Consider the following 18,620-nt stretch of genomic DNA (forward strand, 5'->3'; position numbering starts at 1 on the left):
ATGAAACCATTGTACGAATCCGTCACCAAGAAGCCCTGGCTGGGCTGGTCATTGTTCTTCGTCACCCTGATTGTTGTGTTTTTCCTGGGTCTGCTTGCTTCATCCATCATGGAAAGAAGAGCAGAAGCAATATTTGCTTATACACCGGTTGTTGAATACTCCCAATGGGAACCCAGGAACGATGTGTGGGGTGAAAACTTCCCGCATGAGTATAAATCCTACCTCGAAACATCGGATACAAGCTTCAAAAGCAAGTATAATGGGAATGCACCGATTGATATGCTGGAAGTGGATCCGCGCATGGTCGTGTTATGGGCAGGATATGGTTTTTCCAAAGATTACGAACAAGCCCGGGGGCATCATTATGCCATCACCGATATACGGAATACTCTCAGAACCGGGGCCCCGGTCAACGGACAGAAAAGCCCTATGCCCAACACCTGTTGGACATGTAAAAGCCCTGACGTACCCAGGGTCATGAATGAAATCGGCATTGCAGAGTTTTACAAGGGACATTGGGGAGAGAAAGGGGCGGAAATCGTAAATCCTATCGGTTGCGGCGACTGTCATAATGCCGAAACCATGAATCTACAAATATCCAGGCCAGCCCTTATTGAAGCATTTGAGCGCCAGGGACGCGATATCAGCAAGGCCAGTCACCAGGAGATGCGTTCCCTTGTTTGTGCCCAGTGTCACGTTGAATACTATTTCAACAAAAATATTGTGGATGGAGTAAATTATCTCGTTTTTCCATGGGACAACGGGATGACTATGGAAGCAGCGGAAGAATATTATGATAACATGGGATTCTCAGACTGGACACATGCCCTCAGCCGTGCGCCCATGCTAAAAGCTCAGCATCCTGGATATGAGGTTTACCTCACCGGAACCCATGCCAGCCGTGGTGTATCCTGTGCCGACTGCCATATGCCTTATATGAGCGTGGGTGGACAAAAATATACCGACCACCACATCCAAAGCCCCCTCAACAATGTGAACAATTCCTGCCAGGTATGCCACCGGGAAGAAACCGAACGACTCATTGCCGATGTTTATTCCCGCCAGGATAAGATCATCGAAAACCGCGACAAACTGGAAGAGCTCCTCGTCAGAGCACACGTCGAAGCTAAAGAAGCATGGGATATCGGAGCAAACGACGAACAAATGAAACCCTGGCTCAAACTCATACGACAAGCCCAATGGCGCTGGGACTATGCCGCTGCCGGACACGGAAACTCCTTCCATTCACCTGTCGAAACCGGCCGTATCATCACCCATGGCATCGATAAAGTGCAGGAAGCCCGAATAGGCCTCGCCAAGCTACTCATCAGACTCGGACACTCCGGCGATGTACCCTACCCCGATATATCCACCAAAGCCAAAGCCCAGGCTTTCATCGGACTCGATATGGAAAAACTAAACAGCGAAAAACAGGAATTCCTGGAAAAAGTAGTACCCGAATGGCAAAAACAAGCCGCCGAAAGAGAAGAAACCTATGAGGTGGCGTATAGGAAATAAAATGATCACATAGTAAATTTGGAGCAAAGAAAGCAGGTTGTAGGGAGAAGGGAACAGGTTGCAGGTTGCAGGTTGCAGGGGGGATGTCCCGGCTTTCGCCGGGATGACGGGATTGAGAGATCCCGCTTTCGCTTCGCTCAGCGGGATGACGACCTCCCGTAGGATTAGAAAGTGGCGGGCGGCGGGCTTCGCCCGCCGCCCGCCCTTTTATTTTAGGAGCCCCGCCGTCATCCCGGCGTAAGCCGGGATCCATTATATCTCCCCCTGTCATCCCGACGAAAGTCGGGACATCCCGACGTAAGCCCGTCATCCCGACGTAAGTCGGGACATCCCGACGTAAGCCCGTCATCCCGACGTAAGCCGGGACATCCTGACGTAAGCCCGTCATCCCGACGTAAGCCGGGACATCCCAACGTAAGCCCGTCATCCCGACGAAAGTCGGGACATCCCGACATAAGCCCGTCATCCCGACGAAAGTCGGGACATCCCGACGTATGCCGGGACATGTCTCCTGCAACCTGTAACTTGTTGCCTGTTTCCCTTTCCCTTTTTCCCATTTCATTTTTTCTTGATCTCTTTCCTGATTTTCCTAAGTATTTCCCGTAAATGCGCAACCTTGCTTGATTTTACACGTTATATTTTTGTACTTTTAAACACCAGATCTTATTTAATTACCTTCCGCTTATTACTGAAAATATTTGTCTTTCAGGATTTATCAGGTATTTATCTAACGAATAAACCTGAAAACAATCCCGGATTAATTGATATATTATGACAACAAATCCAACAACGGAAGATCTTAAAAGACAGGTTAAAGCTCTGTCAACCGAGCTGGAAACCAAAATCCTCAGCGAGGAAAGATACCGTATCATTGCCGAGATCAGTCCGGATATGATCTTTCATATTAACCTCCTGGGTAAGGTCACCTATGCCTCTCCGGCCACGGAAACAATACTCGGATATAGCCCGGCTGAAGCAATGGGCTCCTGGTTCAGCAAATATTATGCGCCACATGAACATATGAGGGTCAGGGAGACCCTGCGGAAAGCAATTGCAGGAGAAAGCATAACGGCCGTGGAGGTAGATGCCCTCAGAAAAGACGGGAAAATCGTTCCCATACACATTAGTATCTCCCCAATTTTCCAGAAAGGGAAAGTAACGGAGATTCAAGGTATTGCCAGGGACATCTCCAATGAAAAGAAAACCCAGGAAGAACTCCGGGAAAAGAAAGACTATGCGGAACTCCTTCTCCAGACTGTCCCCAGTGCCGTTTATACCGTGGATAACAACCGGATAATCAGAAGCTGGAACAAGCGCGCAGAAGAGATCACCGGGTATAAACCGGAGGAAGTCATCGGAAAACACTGCACCTTCTTTGCCAAAGATCCTTGCCGCCAGAATTGCGGTTTACTGAACACAAACATGAAAAAGCCTATTTCCAAGAGGGAATGTACCTTTATAACAAAAAACGGTGAAGAAAGAAATGCCTTGAAGAATATTGATTATCTCAGGGATTTGCAGGGTAATATTATCGGTGGTATAGAGATTTTTGAAGACGTGACCGAAATCCTCGAAAAAGACCGTATGCTCCTCAGGATAAAAAAAGCGGTTGAAAACTCTGAAGAAGGAATAGGGCTTGCTAATATCGAGGGTAACATGATTTTTATCAATCATGCACTGGTCGACCTTCTGGGTTATGCGCTTAGTGAATACCAGGGAATCGGAACACCCGGGGCTCTGATTATTGATGAAAATATCCGGAAGGAAATCGATGATGCCAACGATGAAGGCAAATCCTGGACCGGTGAGGTACAGATGAAAAGTAAAGACGGAAAGATCATCGACATATATCTCCATGTTGATGTGGTAAGAGACGATCATGGAAAACCAATAGGGTTTTTGGGAATTCACTCCGACATCACCGAAAGAAAAGAGATCCGCAGAAAACTGGAGAAATTCATGGAAGAACTGCAACGGTCAAATACCGAACTGGAGCAATTTGCTTACATCGCCTCCCACGACCTTCAGGAACCTCTTCGTAAGATACAGGCCTTTGGTGACCGTCTCCTGGAGAAATACGGTAATACTATCGATGAGCGCGGTCAGGATTATATGTTGAGAATGCAATCGGCCGCCAAACGCATGCAGGAAATGATCAACGACCTGCTATCCTTTTCCCGTGTAACCACTCGTCCGAACCCCTTCACCGAAACCGACCTCAATGTGGTGATGGAGGAGGTACTATCCGATCTGGAAGCAAGAATAGCCAAAGAAAATGGTAAAGTGGAAATATCAAAGCTCCCGGTAATAAAGGGAGACAAGATACAACTACGGCAGTTGCTTACCAATATAGTGGGCAACGGACTGAAATATCATAAACCCGATGTACCTCCCCTGGTTACCATCACAGGAGAAAGAAAAAACGGACACTGTATAATGAAAATCCGTGATAACGGGATTGGTTTTGATGAAAGCTATGCAGACAAGATCTTCCAGCCTTTCCAACGCCTGCACGGACGAAACGAATACGAAGGAACCGGTATTGGACTTGCTATTTGTAAAAAAATAGTAATTAGACATAAAGGCGAAATCACCGCAACCAGTACACCCGGTGAAGGCTCTTTGTTTACCATTACATTGCCTGTTAAACCACCCGATCCGCAACCCATTTCTGATATTAACCAAAATCAACAGTAAACCCATGGAACAAAAACAGCAAAAAATTGTGATCCTCATGGCCGATGATGATCCCGACGACCGACTGATGACCCGGGAAGCCCTGGAGGAAAGCCATCTCAATAACGAATTGCACCTGGTTGAAGACGGTGAGGAACTGATGGATTATCTCAACCGGAAAGGAAAATATACCAATCCGGAATCATCCCCAAGGCCCGGCATTATCCTGCTCGACCTGAACATGCCCAGAAAAGACGGCCGTCAGGCTCTTAAAGAAATAAAGGAAAATGAAGAACTGCGGAATATCCCGGTTATCATACTCACTACCTCCAAGGCCGAGGAAGATATCCTCAGAACGTATCACCTTGGAGCAAATTCATTCATCTCCAAACCGGTTACTTTCAACGGACTGGTTGATGTAATAAAGAAACTTGGTGAATACTGGTTCGAAATAGTCAGACTACCGGAAAAATGATAATTATTATTTTTCCGCATAACTTTATATATTTACAACGTTAAGTGGTTTTATTATGCAGGAAATAAAAAATATCCGGCTTTTATTGGTTGAAGATGACGAAGATGATCTTCTCATCACCCGGGATATCCTGGAAGAAATTCCTCATTATAAATTTGATATACATTGGGCCTCAAATCCTGCTCTTGCAAGAGAAATACTTCCTGAAAAACAATTTGATATTTGCCTTTGCGATTTCCGCCTGGGTATGGAAACAGGTCTTGAGGTAATCAAACATATAAAAGAAAACTATGACCATATCCCTGTAATCATGCTGACCGGACAGGATGATTTTGAAATCGATTCGCAAGCACTTAAAGACGGAGCCTCCGACTATCTTATCAAAGGCAGGATCAATGCTTCTGTGCTGGGCCGTTCCATTCGTTATGCGATGGAACATAAAAAAGCCCAGTTGCGGTTAAAAGAAAGTGAGGCGGAACTACGCAAATCCAATGCTACCAAAGATAAGTTCTTCTCCATCATCGCACACGACCTGCGTAGTCCTTTTACAGCATTATTAAGCCTTTCCGATATCCTTCTCAAACATTACAATGATCTCGACGACGATACCAAGAAAGAATACATCGGAATGATCAAGGATTCATCGGAAAATACTTTCAAGCTGATCGAAAATCTCTTGCAATGGTCACGTATCCAACGGGGAACCATAGAAATCAATCCTAGTTCCTTTAATATTTGTGACCTGGTAAACCGAACCATCGGTTTGCTTAAGCAATCGGCTGATGGTAAAAACATTGAAATAACATCATGCCTGAACCAGGAATTACCGGCGTTTGCCGATATTAATATGGTTGATACGGTTATCCGTAATCTCATGATGAATTCTATAAAATTCACTCAGCCCGAAGGAAAAATCAGCATTGAAGGCCATCTTGACAATAATAGTATTTACCTGTCCATTGCAGACACAGGCGTAGGAATGACCCAGAAAACAATGGATAAACTTTTCAAGGTGGAAGAAAACAAAAGCACACCCGGGACGGCCGGAGAGTTGGGTACCGGCCTTGGCTTGATTCTTTGCAAGGAATTTATCACCATTAACAAAGGCGATATTCTGGTGGAAAGCGAACCCGGTAAAGGAAGTAAATTTACCGTGGTTCTGCCTGCGAAAAGCTGACATCCTCCAGGCCCTGCCTGATCCTGGAAGCTACAATGTCTACGGCAATATGGTTCTGCCCACCCTGAGGGATGATAATGTCGGCATAACGTTTTGACGGCTCAATAAACTGAAGATGCATGGGTTTCACGAATTTCTGGTAATGCCGCAGCACGTCGTTCACATCCCTGCCCCTTTCCTGCATATCCCTGGTCATGATTCGTATCAGCCGGTCGTCGGGCTCCGCATCAACAAAGACTTTAATATCAAATAACGAACGCAGCTCCTCATGGGTAAAGATGAGTATGCCCTCCACGATAAGAATGCTTCGCGGTTCCACCGCTATGGTTGCATCCGACCTTGAACAGGAAATGTAAGAATATACCGGCATCTCAATGGCTTCCCCCCGCCTGAGCTTACCCAGGTGATCTATCAGCAGGGGAAATTCAATGGAAGAGGGGTGGTCGAAATTGATCTCCTTCTTCTCTTCCGGGGTCAGGAAACTCTGATCCCGGTAATATGCATCCTGGGAAATAAGGGCCAGGGATCCCTGCGGAAGCTGCTCCGCTATCCGGTTTACTACCGTTGTTTTTCCGGAGCCGGAGCCCCCCGCTATTCCAATGATCAGCATAATCGTATTTTCAGGATAGTATTGCTTTCTTAATATCGTCCATCATCATATTCGTCTTATCGTACCCGATCCGGAAAAGCTCTTCATCCGTCTTCTTCCTGAAAACACCGTAATCATAGGCTTTCTCCGGTTCAATCAGGATGTTGCAGGATGCCAGGTTATGCTTTGAATTCTGGTGTAAAGCCAGACTCAGGCAACGGTTGGCAATATCCTGCCAGTTTTTTAATGTTGCCATACCCACAGGCCGGTGGTCATGAACAAATATACCTATGGTCTTTGTGCATAATTCCTCCAATGGCTCAAGAGGGAAGTTGTTTAGCAAACCTCCGTCAACATATAGTTGCCCATCAATTTCCTGGGCCTCGAAAACCAAAGGTACTGCAGCCGATGCCAGGATATAGGGATAAAGCTTCCCGCTGTTCCGTATCTCGAACTTCCCGGTATTCAGGTTGGAAACACAAACAAATAGCTGCTTTTTCAGACTCTCAAAGGAATCCCCGGGCAGATACCTCTTCAGGAGATTATGAAGGTATTTCAGGTTGCTGATACCACTCTTCCTGAAACCCAGCTGGAACACCTTCAGCATACTGCTGCTCTTGGATATCTCCAGCATCTCCAACGGCGAATAACCTGCTGCATAAAATGCACCGATAACGGCCCCAATGCTCGAACCCGAAATATAATCCGGCCGTATCCCGTTCCCCTCAAGGGCAGCCAAAACGCCGATCTGTGCAAGTCCCCGCACCCCACCCCCGCAAAGCACAATGCCGGTCTTATCTTTTGATGATGACATGGTTCAAAGGTAACAAAAAATGTGGCAGGCTTCAGGTTACAAGGTACAGGTTACGTGTAAAAGCTTGCACGAGTTCTGCAGCCTGCAACCTGTGACCTGCAACCTGACGCCTTCAGTCTGCTCTTACATCAAAAAACTCATTAATATCCCCGCTGCCACTGCAGAGCCAATCACTCCGGCCACATTGGGTGCCATGGCGTGCATCAGAAGATGATTGGATGGGTCGGCTTTTAATCCCTCATTCTGCACTACCCTTGCACTGTCAGGTACTGCCGATACACCGGCGGCTCCCACCAGAGGATTGATCTTGTTGTGTGAGGGAAGGAAAAGATTCATCACCTTGGCAAAGATAATGCCCCCGGCGGTGGCGACCATGAATGACAATGCGCCAAGCACAAAAATCAGAATAGATTGTGATGTGATGAACACATCCGCTTGTGTTGATGCTCCTACCGTCAATCCCAATACAATCGTAACGATATCAATCAGAGAATTTTTCGCGGTATCGGCCAGCCTGCGGGTCACACCGCTTTCTTTCAGGATGTTGCCAAAAAACAACATCCCCAGAAGTGGCAATGCACCGGGAGAAATGAAGGTAGTAAGTATCAAACCTACAATAGGGAAAGATATCTTTTCAATCTTCGATACAGATCGCGGTGGTTTCATCCTGATCACCCTTTCCCTTTTGCTGGTAAGCAATCGCATGATGGGTGGTTGTATCACCGGAACCAGCGCCATATATGAATAAGCTGCGATCGCGATGGGTCCTATCAGGTTCGCGGTCTGTATGCCGTTAACAATGCCTCCGTTGGCCAGCTTGGAAGAAAGAAAGATAGCCGTGGGACCGTCGGCACCCCCGATAATACCTATGGACGCCGCTTCCGGCATGTTAAAACCCAATATCAACGCTCCCAGAAGGGTAAGAAAGATACCGACCTGTGCAGCGGCTCCAAGCAAAACAAGCCTCGGGCTGGATATCAGCGAGGAGAAGTCCGTCATGGCCCCAATACCCAGAAAGATCAAAGGAGGATAAATACCCTTGGTAACTCCGTAGTACAGGTAATTCAGAACGCTCCCATCCTGGTAGATCCCTAACTGCAGATTGATGCCCGGCGCCTGGAAGAAAGGAACATTCCCGATGATGATCCCTGTACCGATTGGTATCAGGAGCAATGGCTCATAATCATATCGTATCGCCAAAAATATGAAGATCAGACCCACCAGGATCATCACGAAATGCCCCGGTGTGGCATTAGCAAAACCCGTGAAACTGATGAATTTCCTGACCCCGTCCATAGGGGAAAATCCCTGTGTTGTTGCAGACCTCGTTTGTTCAGCAGATCCGTTATCCACCACCGATTCAGTGACAGATACCGTATCCTGTACCTGCAGCGAATCTCCCTGCACCACAAGTGCATTCAATACAGCAAGGATGGCTAAAATTACAAGTATGGTTAACGCTTTGCGGACTGGCATGGTTTATTCAATTTCTAAGAGTATATCGTCCTGTAATACATTCTGCCCGGGAGTAACCTTTATAGACCTGATGGTGCCGTCTTTTTCGGCCAGGATATTGTTCTCCATTTTCATGGCCTCATAAATCAGCAATTTATCTCCTTTGGCAACTTTATCGCCCGGTTTTACCAGGATATGCATGATAGTCCCGGGAAGTGGTGCCTTCACCCTGAAGAGCGCGACTTCATCCTTTTTGATCTCACCGGCTCCCTTTTCTAAAACCACGGGCTTACGCACCAGCTTTGGCGTCTTGGTCTCACTGACCTCGCGAAGCAGCTCCACTTCATAAACCGTCCCGTTTACTTCAATCTCTGCATAATTACCCTCCAGGCTCTTGACCTCCACCTCATAATCATGTCCACGTATGGAAAACTTGAAACGTTTCATATACTTATTTCTTAAAATTTCTTACACCGTATATCTTTGAACTCCATGGAGAATACATCCGTGATACCCTTTTAATGGTAATTACTTTGCTTTCTTCATCATGAAGCATATACGTCATATACAAAGCCGTGCTGATAGCTGCGATCACGTCTCCTGAAATAAAAATCTCCTCGCAACATTCGTCCACCCTGATGCCCCGCCTCATAAGCTTTTGACGGATCTGCAATTTGTATGCCTTGGCAATATATGTAAACACGAGGTATAACACTACCAGGGCCAGGAAAACCGTCACATACCCCACAACGGCAATGATCAGCCCCTGTTCCATGATCGCCCCGAAATCTATTCCTGCATCAAGAATAATCATATTAACTAATTATAAAGGTATATTACCATGTTTTTTGAGAGGATTGACTTCCTTCTTTGTAGCAAGGACCCTCAGTGCCCTGATGATCCGGAATCGCGTATTACGGGGTTCGATGATATCGTCGATATACCCGTAACGGGCTGCTTCATAAGGATTGGCAAATTTATCCTTATATTCCTGTTCCTTGCGCTGTACAAAAGCACTCCTTTCTTCAGGATCCTCAATCTCTTTAATGTTTTTACCTTCCAGGATCTCAACGGCGCCGGCAGGACCCATAACCGCTATCTCAGCCGATGGCCAGGCATAATTGATATCACCCCTGAGCTGCTTTGAACTCATCACATCATGCGCTCCACCATATGATTTTCGCAATGTGATGGTGATCTTGGGAACAGTAGCTTCGCCATAAGCAAACATCAGCTTGGCGCCATGAATGATAATACCCCCGTATTCCTGAGTGCTGCCGGGAAGAAAACCGGGTACGTCAACCAAAGTGATAATGGGAATGTTGAAGGCATCGCAAAAACGTACAAAACGGGCTGCCTTCCTGGAGGCATTGATGTCGAGCACACCGGCCAGGAAATTCGGCTGATTGGCCACTATACCTACCGGCATACCATCGAAACGGGCAAATCCGGTTATGATATTCCGGGCATAGTTACGCTGTATCTCAAGGAACTCCGCTTCATCCACGATGGCATGGATAATATCCAGCACATCATAGGGTTTGTTTGGATCAGCAGGTATGATCTCGTTCAGATAATCTTCCAGACGGTTGATCGGATCATTGCATTCCACCACGGGAGGATCCTCAAGATTGTTTTGCGGAAGATAACTCAACAGTTTACGAATCAGCATGATCCCTTCTTTTTCGTCCTCCGCAATGAAATGAGCCACACCGGATTTCTTACCATGCACCTCTGCACCTCCCAGATCCTCAACGCTGATTTCCTCACCGGTAACGGTTTTGGTAACTTTCGGACCGGTAACGAACATGTAACTGTTCTTCTCGCTCATAATGATAAAATCGGTGAGAGCAGGCGAGTAAACAGCTCCGCCGGCACAGGGTCCGAAAATTGCGGATATCTGCGGAATAAGGCCGGAAGCCAGAATGTTCCGTTCAAAGATCTCAGCATAACCGGCCAGCGATCTCACTCCTTCCTGTATCCTTGCTCCTCCACTGTCGTTGATCCCGATCAGGGGAGCACCAACCTTCATGGCCTGGTCCATCACCTTACAGATCTTCAGTGCAAAGGTCTCTGAAAGAGATCCGCCAAATACCGTGAAATCCTGGGAAAAAACATAAACCACCCTTCCATCAATGGTGCCGTGACCGGTTACTACCCCATCGGAAAGGATTTGCTTGTCGGCCAGCCCGAAATCCGTTGTCCTGTGCGTCATGAACATGTCGTATTCCTCAAAGGAACCGTCGTCAAGCAACAATTCCAGACGCTCTCTCGCTGTCAGCTTCCCTTGCTGATGCTGGGCTTCAATGCGCTTTGGGCCTCCACCCATTTTTGCTTCTGCCCTCAAATCCAGCAAACGCTTGATCTTGTCTTCTATCGCCATGATATATAAATAATTGCGTTTATTTTTTCTTGTCTTCGCAAAATTCTGTCAATACCCCAAAGGTAGACTTCGGATGCAAAAAGGCTATATCAAGCCCCTCAGCACCTTTCCTGGGCTTCTCATCTATAAGCCTGACACCCTTTTTCTCCGCCTCCTGCAAACGCTCCTCCAGGTCTTTCACCGCGAAAGCTATATGATGTATGCCTTCCCCCCGCTTCTCAATGAACTTCCCGATAGGCCCCTCCGGATCCGTCGACTCCAGCAACTCCAGCTTCGTCTGCCCTACCTTGAAAAAAGCCGTTTTTACCTTCTGGTCAGTAACCTCCTCTATGGCATAACACCGTAAACCCAAAACATTCTCATAATAGGGTATTGCCTCGTCCAAATTCCTTACGGCAATACCAATATGTTCAATGTGAGATAGTTCCATGTCAATAATTGTTTGTGAAATTTTTCACAAAAGTATAAAAATTGTGGTAAGAAATGATCTTTATGAAATACTTTATCTGGAGTATTATGGAACAATTAAGTAAACACGGTTATCCAGGCAGAAGTCATCTGTTTATTAGTATCACCCCTACGGGGTTCCGGAAAACGATTCGCGTCCATTATGCTACCGGAGGGGCGCCCCTACGGGGCTGGTTATTAGATAACGTTTTACAATAGCTTTATAATTGTGGAAAACAATATTCATATGATAAACCAAAGCCCTGTAGAGGCGTTTTTATTGCATAATGATTGTCGTCACGTTATCCCAGGATCTATGGGTTAACACGAATTTCAATTTTATGATGTTAAGAACAAATATTTCGCCCCTACGGGGCTTCCATTCTGTTTGGTTCCCTTATTTCTATAAATATACCGCCCCTAAAGGGGCTGGGTTTATCAAGGTAATTAACTTTACCGCAAACAAATACAGAATAGGTTAATAATTGCAATCCACCTTACAAGCCCCGTAGGGGCGGCATATTTATAGCATAATCAGCGACGATCGTGTTCCAAAGCCCCGTAGGGGCGACATATTGGTAGTAAAATGATCACAGGTCACATCCCGAAGCCCCGTAGGGGCGACATATTTATAGAAAATAGGCGATGGCCCTGGTCCAAAGCCCCGTAGGGGCGGAATATTTTTAATGTTAATAACTGAGCTATTTCTAACCTGAAAGTATTGATATGCAAATTTTAAAATTGACAACTGGAAATGGACAAATAAAATTGTCACTTGTCAGTGTCAATTGTCAATTACAAATGTGAATGTCGGCTAATACCATTGAACTTTCCCCCAGCCCCCAGTACCCAGCACCCAGTACCCAGCACCCAGCATCACCCCCCACTCTTCTTCCCAAAAAACTTCCTCTGAAACACAATCAACATGAGTACCCCGATGGTAATAGACGAATCTGCAATATTGAATACAGGCCGGAAAAAGATAAATGAATCCCCGCCCCAGAAAGGCATCCATTGCGGGAATCGGCCTTCTATGATAGGAAAGTATAACATATCCACAACCTTCCCGTGGAGAAAACCGGCATAGCCACCTCCTTCAGGAAGGAAAACAGCTATCTGGTGATAACTGCTGGCACTGAACAACAACCCGTAAAAGGCGCTGTCGATGATATTGCCCAGCGCCCCGGCAAAGATGAGAGCAAAACTTATTACCAGGCCAAAAGGATGCTTTTTCCTGGTAAGATAATATAAATAAAAACCTATAAAGACTACTGCAATAATTCGGAATATGCTCAGGATAAGTTTTCCGGCTTCCCCACCGAACTTCATCCCAAAAGCCATGCCTTCGTTTTCGGTGAAATGAATAAGGAACCAGTTCCCGATCACCGAAAACTCCTGACCCATGTACATATTCGTTTTGATCCAGACCTTAAAGACCTGGTCAACGATCAAAATAACCAATACCAGCAGAAGGACTCTTTTCACTTCTTCTCCATCAATTTTGCTTCTATGCTCAAAGTTGCATGAGGCACGCTGCGCAACCTTTCCTTGGAGATAAGCTTACCGGTAGCCCGGCAAATCCCGTAGCTTTTGTTCTCAATCCTGATCAGTGCATTCTCGAGATTCTGTATGAATTTGCTGATCCTGGCGGCCAAACGGCTGTTTTCTTCCTTCGACATTACCTGGTAACCTTCTTCAAGTATCTTGAATGTAGGTGATGTATCGTCGGTTCCGTGTTCATCGGCATTGGTGAATGCATTTGTGAGCATCTCAAGATCACGCCGGGCCTTATCCAGTTTCTGAAGGATCAGTTGCCTGAATTCCTCCAACTCTTCATCCGAGTACCTCGTCTTGGCCTGTTCCTCACTGGGTTTGCTGTTAACGTTCATGTGTATGTAGATTACAATTGTTTCTGATATTAATTACTCTGATCAGCTTTCTCAATAGCTACCTGTGCCCTGATATCATCGGCAAGTTCTATCTCAACTCCTGCCGTATTATCCATATTTTCAACTATATCGAGGGATTCGGCTAAGGTTTCTGAACAAATATATGAAAAATTCTGCCTGATTGCCTGATCCAGGAAATCATTTGTCAGAATTTGAATACGAATTTTATCCGTAACCTCGAAACCATTGTCTTTACGCAGGTTCTGGATACGGTTCACCAGGTCGCGGGCTATCCCTTCCTGCCGTAATTCCTCGGTGACAGTGATGTCAAGAGCTACCGTCAGATGATTCATATTGGCAATAAGCCATCCCGGTATATCCTCCGTGATGATCTCAACATCATCCAACAGTATCTCCGCTTCCTGCCCTGCAACCTCCAGCTTGTAGCTTCCTTCGTCTTCAATCCTGGAGATGTCTTCCTGAGTGAACTTTCCAATGGCCGCCGCGATCTCCTTCATCATCTTCCCGTATCGTGGACCCAGCTTCTTGAAATCAGGCTTGATCTTCTTCACAAGAATGCCGGTTCCTTCTGTCAGGTATTCCACCTCTTTCACATTCACCTCCGACAAAATAAGGTTCTCCACTGCCTTCAGATGTGCCAGAAATCGCTCATTGTTCACGGGTATCATGATCTTGTTCAATGGCTGGCGTACCCTGATGTTCGATTTCTTCCTGAGCGACAATACCATAGAAGAAAACTTCTGGGCCAGCTCCATCCTTTCTTCCAGGTCACGGTCAATTAATCCCTCATCAGCCACCGGGAAGGGCACCAGATGCACAGAAACGCTTTCCTGCTTCCCTGTTACCTGATTAAGATCGGTGTATAAGCGATCCATGTAAAATGGTGCAATGGGTGCCGATAAACTTGCCAGGGTCTCCAGGCAGGTGTACAAGGTCTGATAAGCGGATATTTTATCCTGCGAATAATCCCCCTTCCAGAAACGCCTGCGGCTTAACCTCACATACCAGTTGCTGAGATGCTCGTCAACGAAATCGGCAATAGCACGGCCGGCACGGGTTGGCTCATAATCCGCGTAACAGGCGTCAACAAAAGATATCAGCGAGTTCAGCTCCGAAAGAATCCAGCGGTCTATCTCCGGCCTCAGAGCAATGGGGATCTCTTCCTCATGATAATCAAAGCCGTCTATGTTCGCGTAAAGAGCAAAAAATGTGTAACTATTGTAAAGCGTTCCGAAAAACTTGCGCACCACCTCCTGTATGCCGTCAAGATCAAACTTCAGGTTATCCCAGGGCTGTGAGTTGGTCATCATATACCAACGGGTAGCATCCGGACCAAACTTATGAATGGTCTCGAAAGGATCCACCGCGTTGCCGAGGCGTTTCGACATCTTATTCCCGTTCTTGTCGAGGACCAACCCGTTCGAAACACAAGTCTTATAAGAAACATCATCGAACAGCATCACGGCAATGGCATGCAGCGTGAAGAACCAACCGCGGGTCTGGTCAACCCCTTCCGCAATAAAGTCGGCCGGGAAGCTGGTTTTGAACTTCTCCCCGTTCTCAAATGGATAATGGAACTGCGCATAAGGCATGGAACCCGAATCAAACCAAACGTCGATAAGGTCTGCCTCCCGCACCATCTTTTTTCCTGAAGGCGATACCAGGATGATCTCGTCAACAAAAGGACGGTGCAGGTCAAAGGTATTGTAATTCTCTTCCGTGAAATCGCCCGGAACAAACTTCTCAAGAGGATTGGACTTCATAAACCCGGCTTTCACCGATTTTTCGATCTCCTTTTTCAGTTGCTCCGCCGAACCGATACAAATAGCCTCTTCTCCGTCTTCAGTCCGCCAGATGGGCAAAGGTGTTCCCCAGTACCTGGAACGGCTCAGGTTCCAGTCGACCAGATTCTCCAGCCAGTTCCCGAAACGGCCTATCCCGGTAGCAGGCGGCTTCCAGTTGATCGCGAGGTTCTTCTCTATCATCTTGTCTTTAAAGGCCGTAGTGCGGATAAACCAGCTATCCAGCGGATAATACAGGATGGGCTTGTCGGTACGCCAGCAATGCGGGTAACTGTGTTCGTATTTCTCCGTCTTAAAAGCCTTATTCTCCTTCTTCAGCTTGACGATAATGTCTACATCCACCGTCTCTACCGGGTTTTCCGGGTTCCAGGATGGGTCATACTCATTCTTGACAAACCTTCCTGCAAATTCTCCCATAGCCTCAACAAACTGCCCGTTTTTATTGACCATGGTGAGGGATCCTATCCCATTCTCCCGGCCTACCTTGAAGTCGTCGGCTCCAAAACTGGGCGCAATATGTACTATGCCCGTACCTTCATCGGTTGTGACAAAATCACCCGTCACCACCCGAAAAGCATCGCCGTCTTCCGGCTGGGCATAGGGCAAAAGCTGCTCATATCGAATGCCTTTTAGCTTGTTTCCTTTATACTCCCCGCAAACATGAAAGGGTATGTTTTTCTGCCCCGCTTCGTATTCTTCCAGTCTTAGCTCCGAATTCTTTTCAGGAAAATACTTTCCCAGGAGCTCTTTAGCCAGGATGACGGTGATTGGCAGGTTCGTATATGGATTAAAAGTCTTTACGCAGAGATAATCAATCTTTTTCCCGACAGCCAATGCAGTATTTGAGGGCAGGGTCCAGGGTGTTGTGGTCCACGCCAGGAAAAACACATCTCCGTGAGCATCCTGGAACAGGAACTCACTCTGCTCATTGCGTATCACGCGAAACTGGGCCACAACCGTCGAGTCCTTAACATCCCGGTAACACCCCGGCAGGTTCAGCTCATGCGAACTCAGACCCGTGCCGGCAGCCGGTGAATAGGGCTGTATCGTATAACCCTTGTAAAGAAGACCCTTTTCATACAAACGGCTCAGCAGGTACCATACCGTCTCAATATACTTGTTGTGAAAAGTGATATAGGGATGATCCAGGTCAACCCAGTATCCCATCTCTTCGGTGAGACTGTCCCAAAGGTCTTTGAACTGCATGACCTCCTTGCGGCAGGCTTTGTTGTAATCCTCAACGGAAATCTTAGTGCCGATATCTTCCTTGGTGATTCCCAGGATCTTCTCCACCTGTATCTCCACCGGAAGACCATGGGTATCCCATCCGGCCATACGTTCAACATAATGGCCTTTCATTGTTTTGTAACGGCAGAAGAGGTCTTTGATGGCCCTGGCCATCACGTGATGGATGCCCGGTTTACCATTGGCGGAAGGCGGTCCTTCATAAAACACAAAAGGCTCATTGCCACGGGTTTGCTCCATGCTCCTGTGAAAAATGTCTTCTTTTTTCCAGGAAGCGCCAACCTCCTTCGCGATGGCCGTCAGATCTAATTTTTTGTATTCCCTGTATCTCTTTTTCATTCGGAATTTCCTGCTGCTTTAACGAAATTGGCTGCAAAAGTAGTAAATTATATTAAGATTTTCACGAAGTTGAAAGCATCAATACCTATCTTTGCGGCGCTAAAGGGTATATATATGGACAAAGAATATTTCGCACACGAGACCGCGGTGATCGATGAAGGTTGTATCATTGGCAAGGGAACGAAAATCTGGCATTTCTCTCATATCATGCCGAATTGCAGGCTTGGCGAGAAGTGCAACATCGGCCAGAACTTGGTCATCTCCCCGGATGTCATCCTGGGTAACAATGTAAAAGTACAAAACAATGTATCGATTTACACCGGGGTTATATGTGAAGACGATGTCTTCCTGGGACCATCCATGGTTTTCACCAATATCATCAATCCGCGCAGCGCGGTCATCCGTCGCGATCAGTACGTTAAAACAATAGTAAAAAAGGGAGCTTCCATCGGGGCCAACGCTACCATTGTTTGCGGACACGATATCGGCGAGTATGCTTTTATCGGCGCCGGCGCGGTAGTGACAAAGGAAGTCCTGCCCTATGCCCTGATGGTAGGTAACCCGGCCCGCCTTATCGGCTGGATGAGTGAATACGGCCACCGCCTGCATTTTGATAACACCGGCATCGCCACCTGCCCCGAAAGCAACGAAAAATACGAACTAAAAAACGGAAAAGTAAAAAAAATAACCCCCCTAAACCCTAAACCCTAATCCCTAATCCCTAATCCCTAAACCCCAAACACATGTCAAACACAAAGAACTTTGCCCTCATCGGTGCAGCCGGCTACATAGCCCCGAGGCATATGAAAGCCATTAAAGACACCGGTAATGTGCTTATTGCAGCGCTCGATAAAAACGACAGTGTAGGTATTATCGACAGCTATTTCCCGGAAGCGGATTTCTTTGTTGAGACGGAGCGTTTCGACCGCCACCTGGATAAGCTGCGCCGCAAAGGCGAGCGAAAGGTGGATTATGTCAGCATCTGCTCACCAAATTATCTGCATGATGCCCATATTCGTCTGGCACTGCGTAATGAAGCCCATGCCATATGCGAAAAACCCATCGTACTGAACCCATGGAACGTTGATGCCCTCCAGGAACTGGAAAATGAAAGCGGCAAGAGGATCTTTAACATCCTCCAGGTAAGGCTGCATCCGGCTATCGTCGCATTGAAACAGGAAATAGAAAACGGTCCTGCCGACAAGATTTACGACATCGACCTTACCTATATCACCAGCCGCGGCCACTGGTACTACATGTCATGGAAAGGCGATATCGAAAAATCAGGTGGTGTAGCCACTAATATCGGCGTACATTTCTTCGATATGCTAACCTGGATCTTCGGTGAGGTGCGGGAAAACACCGTTCATATCTCTGAACGCGATAAAGCAGCCGGTTTCCTCATGCTGAAAAAAGCAAGAGTACGCTGGTTCCTAAGCCTTGACCCCGAAACCCTACCCGATGAAGCCATAAAAAAAGGACAGAGAACCTTCCGCTCCATCACCATCGAAGGTAAGGAACTGGAATTCAGCGACGGCTTCACCGACCTCCATACCCGCCTCTATGAACAAATCCTGCAAGACAAAGGATTCAGCATGGAAGACGCACGCACCAGCATAGAGATCGTCTACGGCATCCGTAACTCCAAACCCGTCGGACTGAGAGGAGACTATCATCCGCTGGCAGGAAAATGAAGCGGAGTTAGGGATTAGGGATTAGGGGTTAGGGGTTAGGAAAGTTCAGCAACCAGTTCCCAGTACCCAGCAACCATATAACCATATAACCATATA

Annotated in this window: 17 protein-coding genes; 6 read left to right on the top strand and 11 right to left on the bottom strand. The window is 46.9% G+C overall.

Annotated features, from left to right (window positions below; genetic code table 11):
- Nucleotides 1-1,518 (top strand): ammonia-forming cytochrome c nitrite reductase, encoded by a 1,518-nt coding sequence (nrfA, locus tag KKA81_07060; GenBank protein MBU2650675.1) that lies wholly within the window; start codon nucleotides 1-3, stop codon nucleotides 1,516-1,518.
- A gap of 227 nt (nucleotides 1,519-1,745) precedes the next feature.
- On the opposite strand, the gene KKA81_07065 is transcribed toward nrfA, so the two are convergent.
- On the bottom strand, nucleotides 1,746-2,075 hold the full coding sequence (locus KKA81_07065) for a hypothetical protein (GenBank protein ID MBU2650676.1): 330 nt from the start codon (nucleotides 2,073-2,075) through the stop codon (nucleotides 1,746-1,748).
- A 214-nt stretch (nucleotides 2,076-2,289) separates the two neighbouring features.
- Here KKA81_07065 and KKA81_07070 point away from each other — a divergent pair, with 214 nt between their 5' ends.
- From KKA81_07070 to KKA81_07080, 3 genes are read left to right on the top strand one after another with little or no spacing between them, the layout of a single operon-like run.
- Entirely contained in the window at nucleotides 2,290-4,215 is a 1,926-nt protein-coding gene (locus KKA81_07070) for a PAS domain S-box protein (GenBank protein ID MBU2650677.1), read from the top strand.
- Nucleotides 4,216-4,219: 4 nt separating this feature from the next.
- Nucleotides 4,220-4,669, top strand: coding sequence for a response regulator (locus tag KKA81_07075; protein MBU2650678.1), 450 nt, complete (start codon nucleotides 4,220-4,222; stop codon nucleotides 4,667-4,669).
- A 55-nt stretch (nucleotides 4,670-4,724) separates the two neighbouring features.
- Nucleotides 4,725-5,846 carry a hybrid sensor histidine kinase/response regulator gene (locus tag KKA81_07080; GenBank protein ID MBU2650679.1) on the top strand — a complete coding sequence of 374 codons (1,122 nt, stop codon included), beginning with the start codon at nucleotides 4,725-4,727 and terminating at the stop codon, nucleotides 5,844-5,846.
- Here the strand turns inward: KKA81_07080 and udk are convergent.
- The 10 genes from udk to ileS all read right to left on the bottom strand — a co-directional run bounded on the left by udk (nucleotide 5,818) and on the right by ileS (nucleotide 16,830).
- Nucleotides 5,818-6,456 (bottom strand): uridine kinase, encoded by a 639-nt coding sequence (gene udk, locus KKA81_07085; GenBank protein MBU2650680.1) that lies wholly within the window; start codon nucleotides 6,454-6,456, stop codon nucleotides 5,818-5,820. The genes KKA81_07080 and udk overlap by 29 nt on opposite strands.
- A 10-nt stretch (nucleotides 6,457-6,466) precedes the next feature.
- On the bottom strand, nucleotides 6,467-7,249 hold the full coding sequence (locus KKA81_07090) for a patatin-like phospholipase family protein (GenBank protein MBU2650681.1): 783 nt from the start codon (nucleotides 7,247-7,249) through the stop codon (nucleotides 6,467-6,469).
- 123 nt (nucleotides 7,250-7,372) lie between these two features.
- Entirely contained in the window at nucleotides 7,373-8,545 is a 1,173-nt protein-coding gene (locus tag KKA81_07095; GenBank protein ID MBU2650682.1) for a sodium ion-translocating decarboxylase subunit beta, read from the bottom strand.
- Nucleotides 8,546-8,728: 183 nt separating this feature from the next.
- Nucleotides 8,729-9,151: a biotin/lipoyl-binding protein gene (locus tag KKA81_07100; GenBank protein ID MBU2650683.1), complete on the bottom strand. Its 423-nt coding sequence runs from the start codon at nucleotides 9,149-9,151 to the stop codon at nucleotides 8,729-8,731.
- A gap of 4 nt (nucleotides 9,152-9,155) precedes the next feature.
- Nucleotides 9,156-9,479 carry an OadG family protein gene (locus KKA81_07105; protein MBU2650684.1) on the bottom strand — a complete coding sequence of 108 codons (324 nt, stop codon included), beginning with the start codon at nucleotides 9,477-9,479 and terminating at the stop codon, nucleotides 9,156-9,158.
- A gap of 48 nt (nucleotides 9,480-9,527) precedes the next feature.
- Nucleotides 9,528-11,087, bottom strand: coding sequence for an acyl-CoA carboxylase subunit beta (locus KKA81_07110; GenBank protein MBU2650685.1), 1,560 nt, complete (start codon nucleotides 11,085-11,087; stop codon nucleotides 9,528-9,530).
- 19 nt (nucleotides 11,088-11,106) lie between these two features.
- Nucleotides 11,107-11,517 carry a methylmalonyl-CoA epimerase gene (mce, locus tag KKA81_07115; protein ID MBU2650686.1) on the bottom strand — a complete coding sequence of 137 codons (411 nt, stop codon included), beginning with the start codon at nucleotides 11,515-11,517 and terminating at the stop codon, nucleotides 11,107-11,109.
- Nucleotides 11,518-12,410: 893 nt separating this feature from the next.
- A complete protein-coding gene (locus tag KKA81_07120; GenBank protein MBU2650687.1) occupies nucleotides 12,411-13,034 on the bottom strand; it encodes a lipoprotein signal peptidase in 624 nt (207 codons plus the stop codon).
- A complete protein-coding gene (locus KKA81_07125) occupies nucleotides 13,016-13,423 on the bottom strand; it encodes a TraR/DksA family transcriptional regulator (GenBank protein ID MBU2650688.1) in 408 nt (135 codons plus the stop codon). The genes KKA81_07120 and KKA81_07125 overlap by 19 nt, the downstream gene beginning before the upstream one ends.
- Nucleotides 13,424-13,452: 29 nt before the next feature.
- A complete protein-coding gene (gene ileS, locus KKA81_07130; protein ID MBU2650689.1) occupies nucleotides 13,453-16,830 on the bottom strand; it encodes an isoleucine--tRNA ligase in 3,378 nt (1,125 codons plus the stop codon).
- Nucleotides 16,831-16,944: 114 nt separating this feature from the next.
- On the opposite strand from ileS, the gene KKA81_07135 reads away from it, so the two are divergent.
- Nucleotides 16,945-17,541 carry an N-acetyltransferase gene (locus tag KKA81_07135; GenBank protein MBU2650690.1) on the top strand — a complete coding sequence of 199 codons (597 nt, stop codon included), beginning with the start codon at nucleotides 16,945-16,947 and terminating at the stop codon, nucleotides 17,539-17,541.
- 32 nt (nucleotides 17,542-17,573) lie between these two features.
- Nucleotides 17,574-18,524, top strand: a complete 951-nt coding sequence (locus KKA81_07140) for a Gfo/Idh/MocA family oxidoreductase (protein MBU2650691.1) — start codon at nucleotides 17,574-17,576, stop codon at nucleotides 18,522-18,524.
- The last annotated feature ends 96 nt before the right edge of the window (nucleotides 18,525-18,620 follow it).

It is taken from the genome of Bacteroidota bacterium (genome assembly GCA_018831055.1).
In the GTDB taxonomy this organism is placed as follows: domain Bacteria; phylum Bacteroidota; class Bacteroidia; order Bacteroidales; family B18-G4; genus M55B132.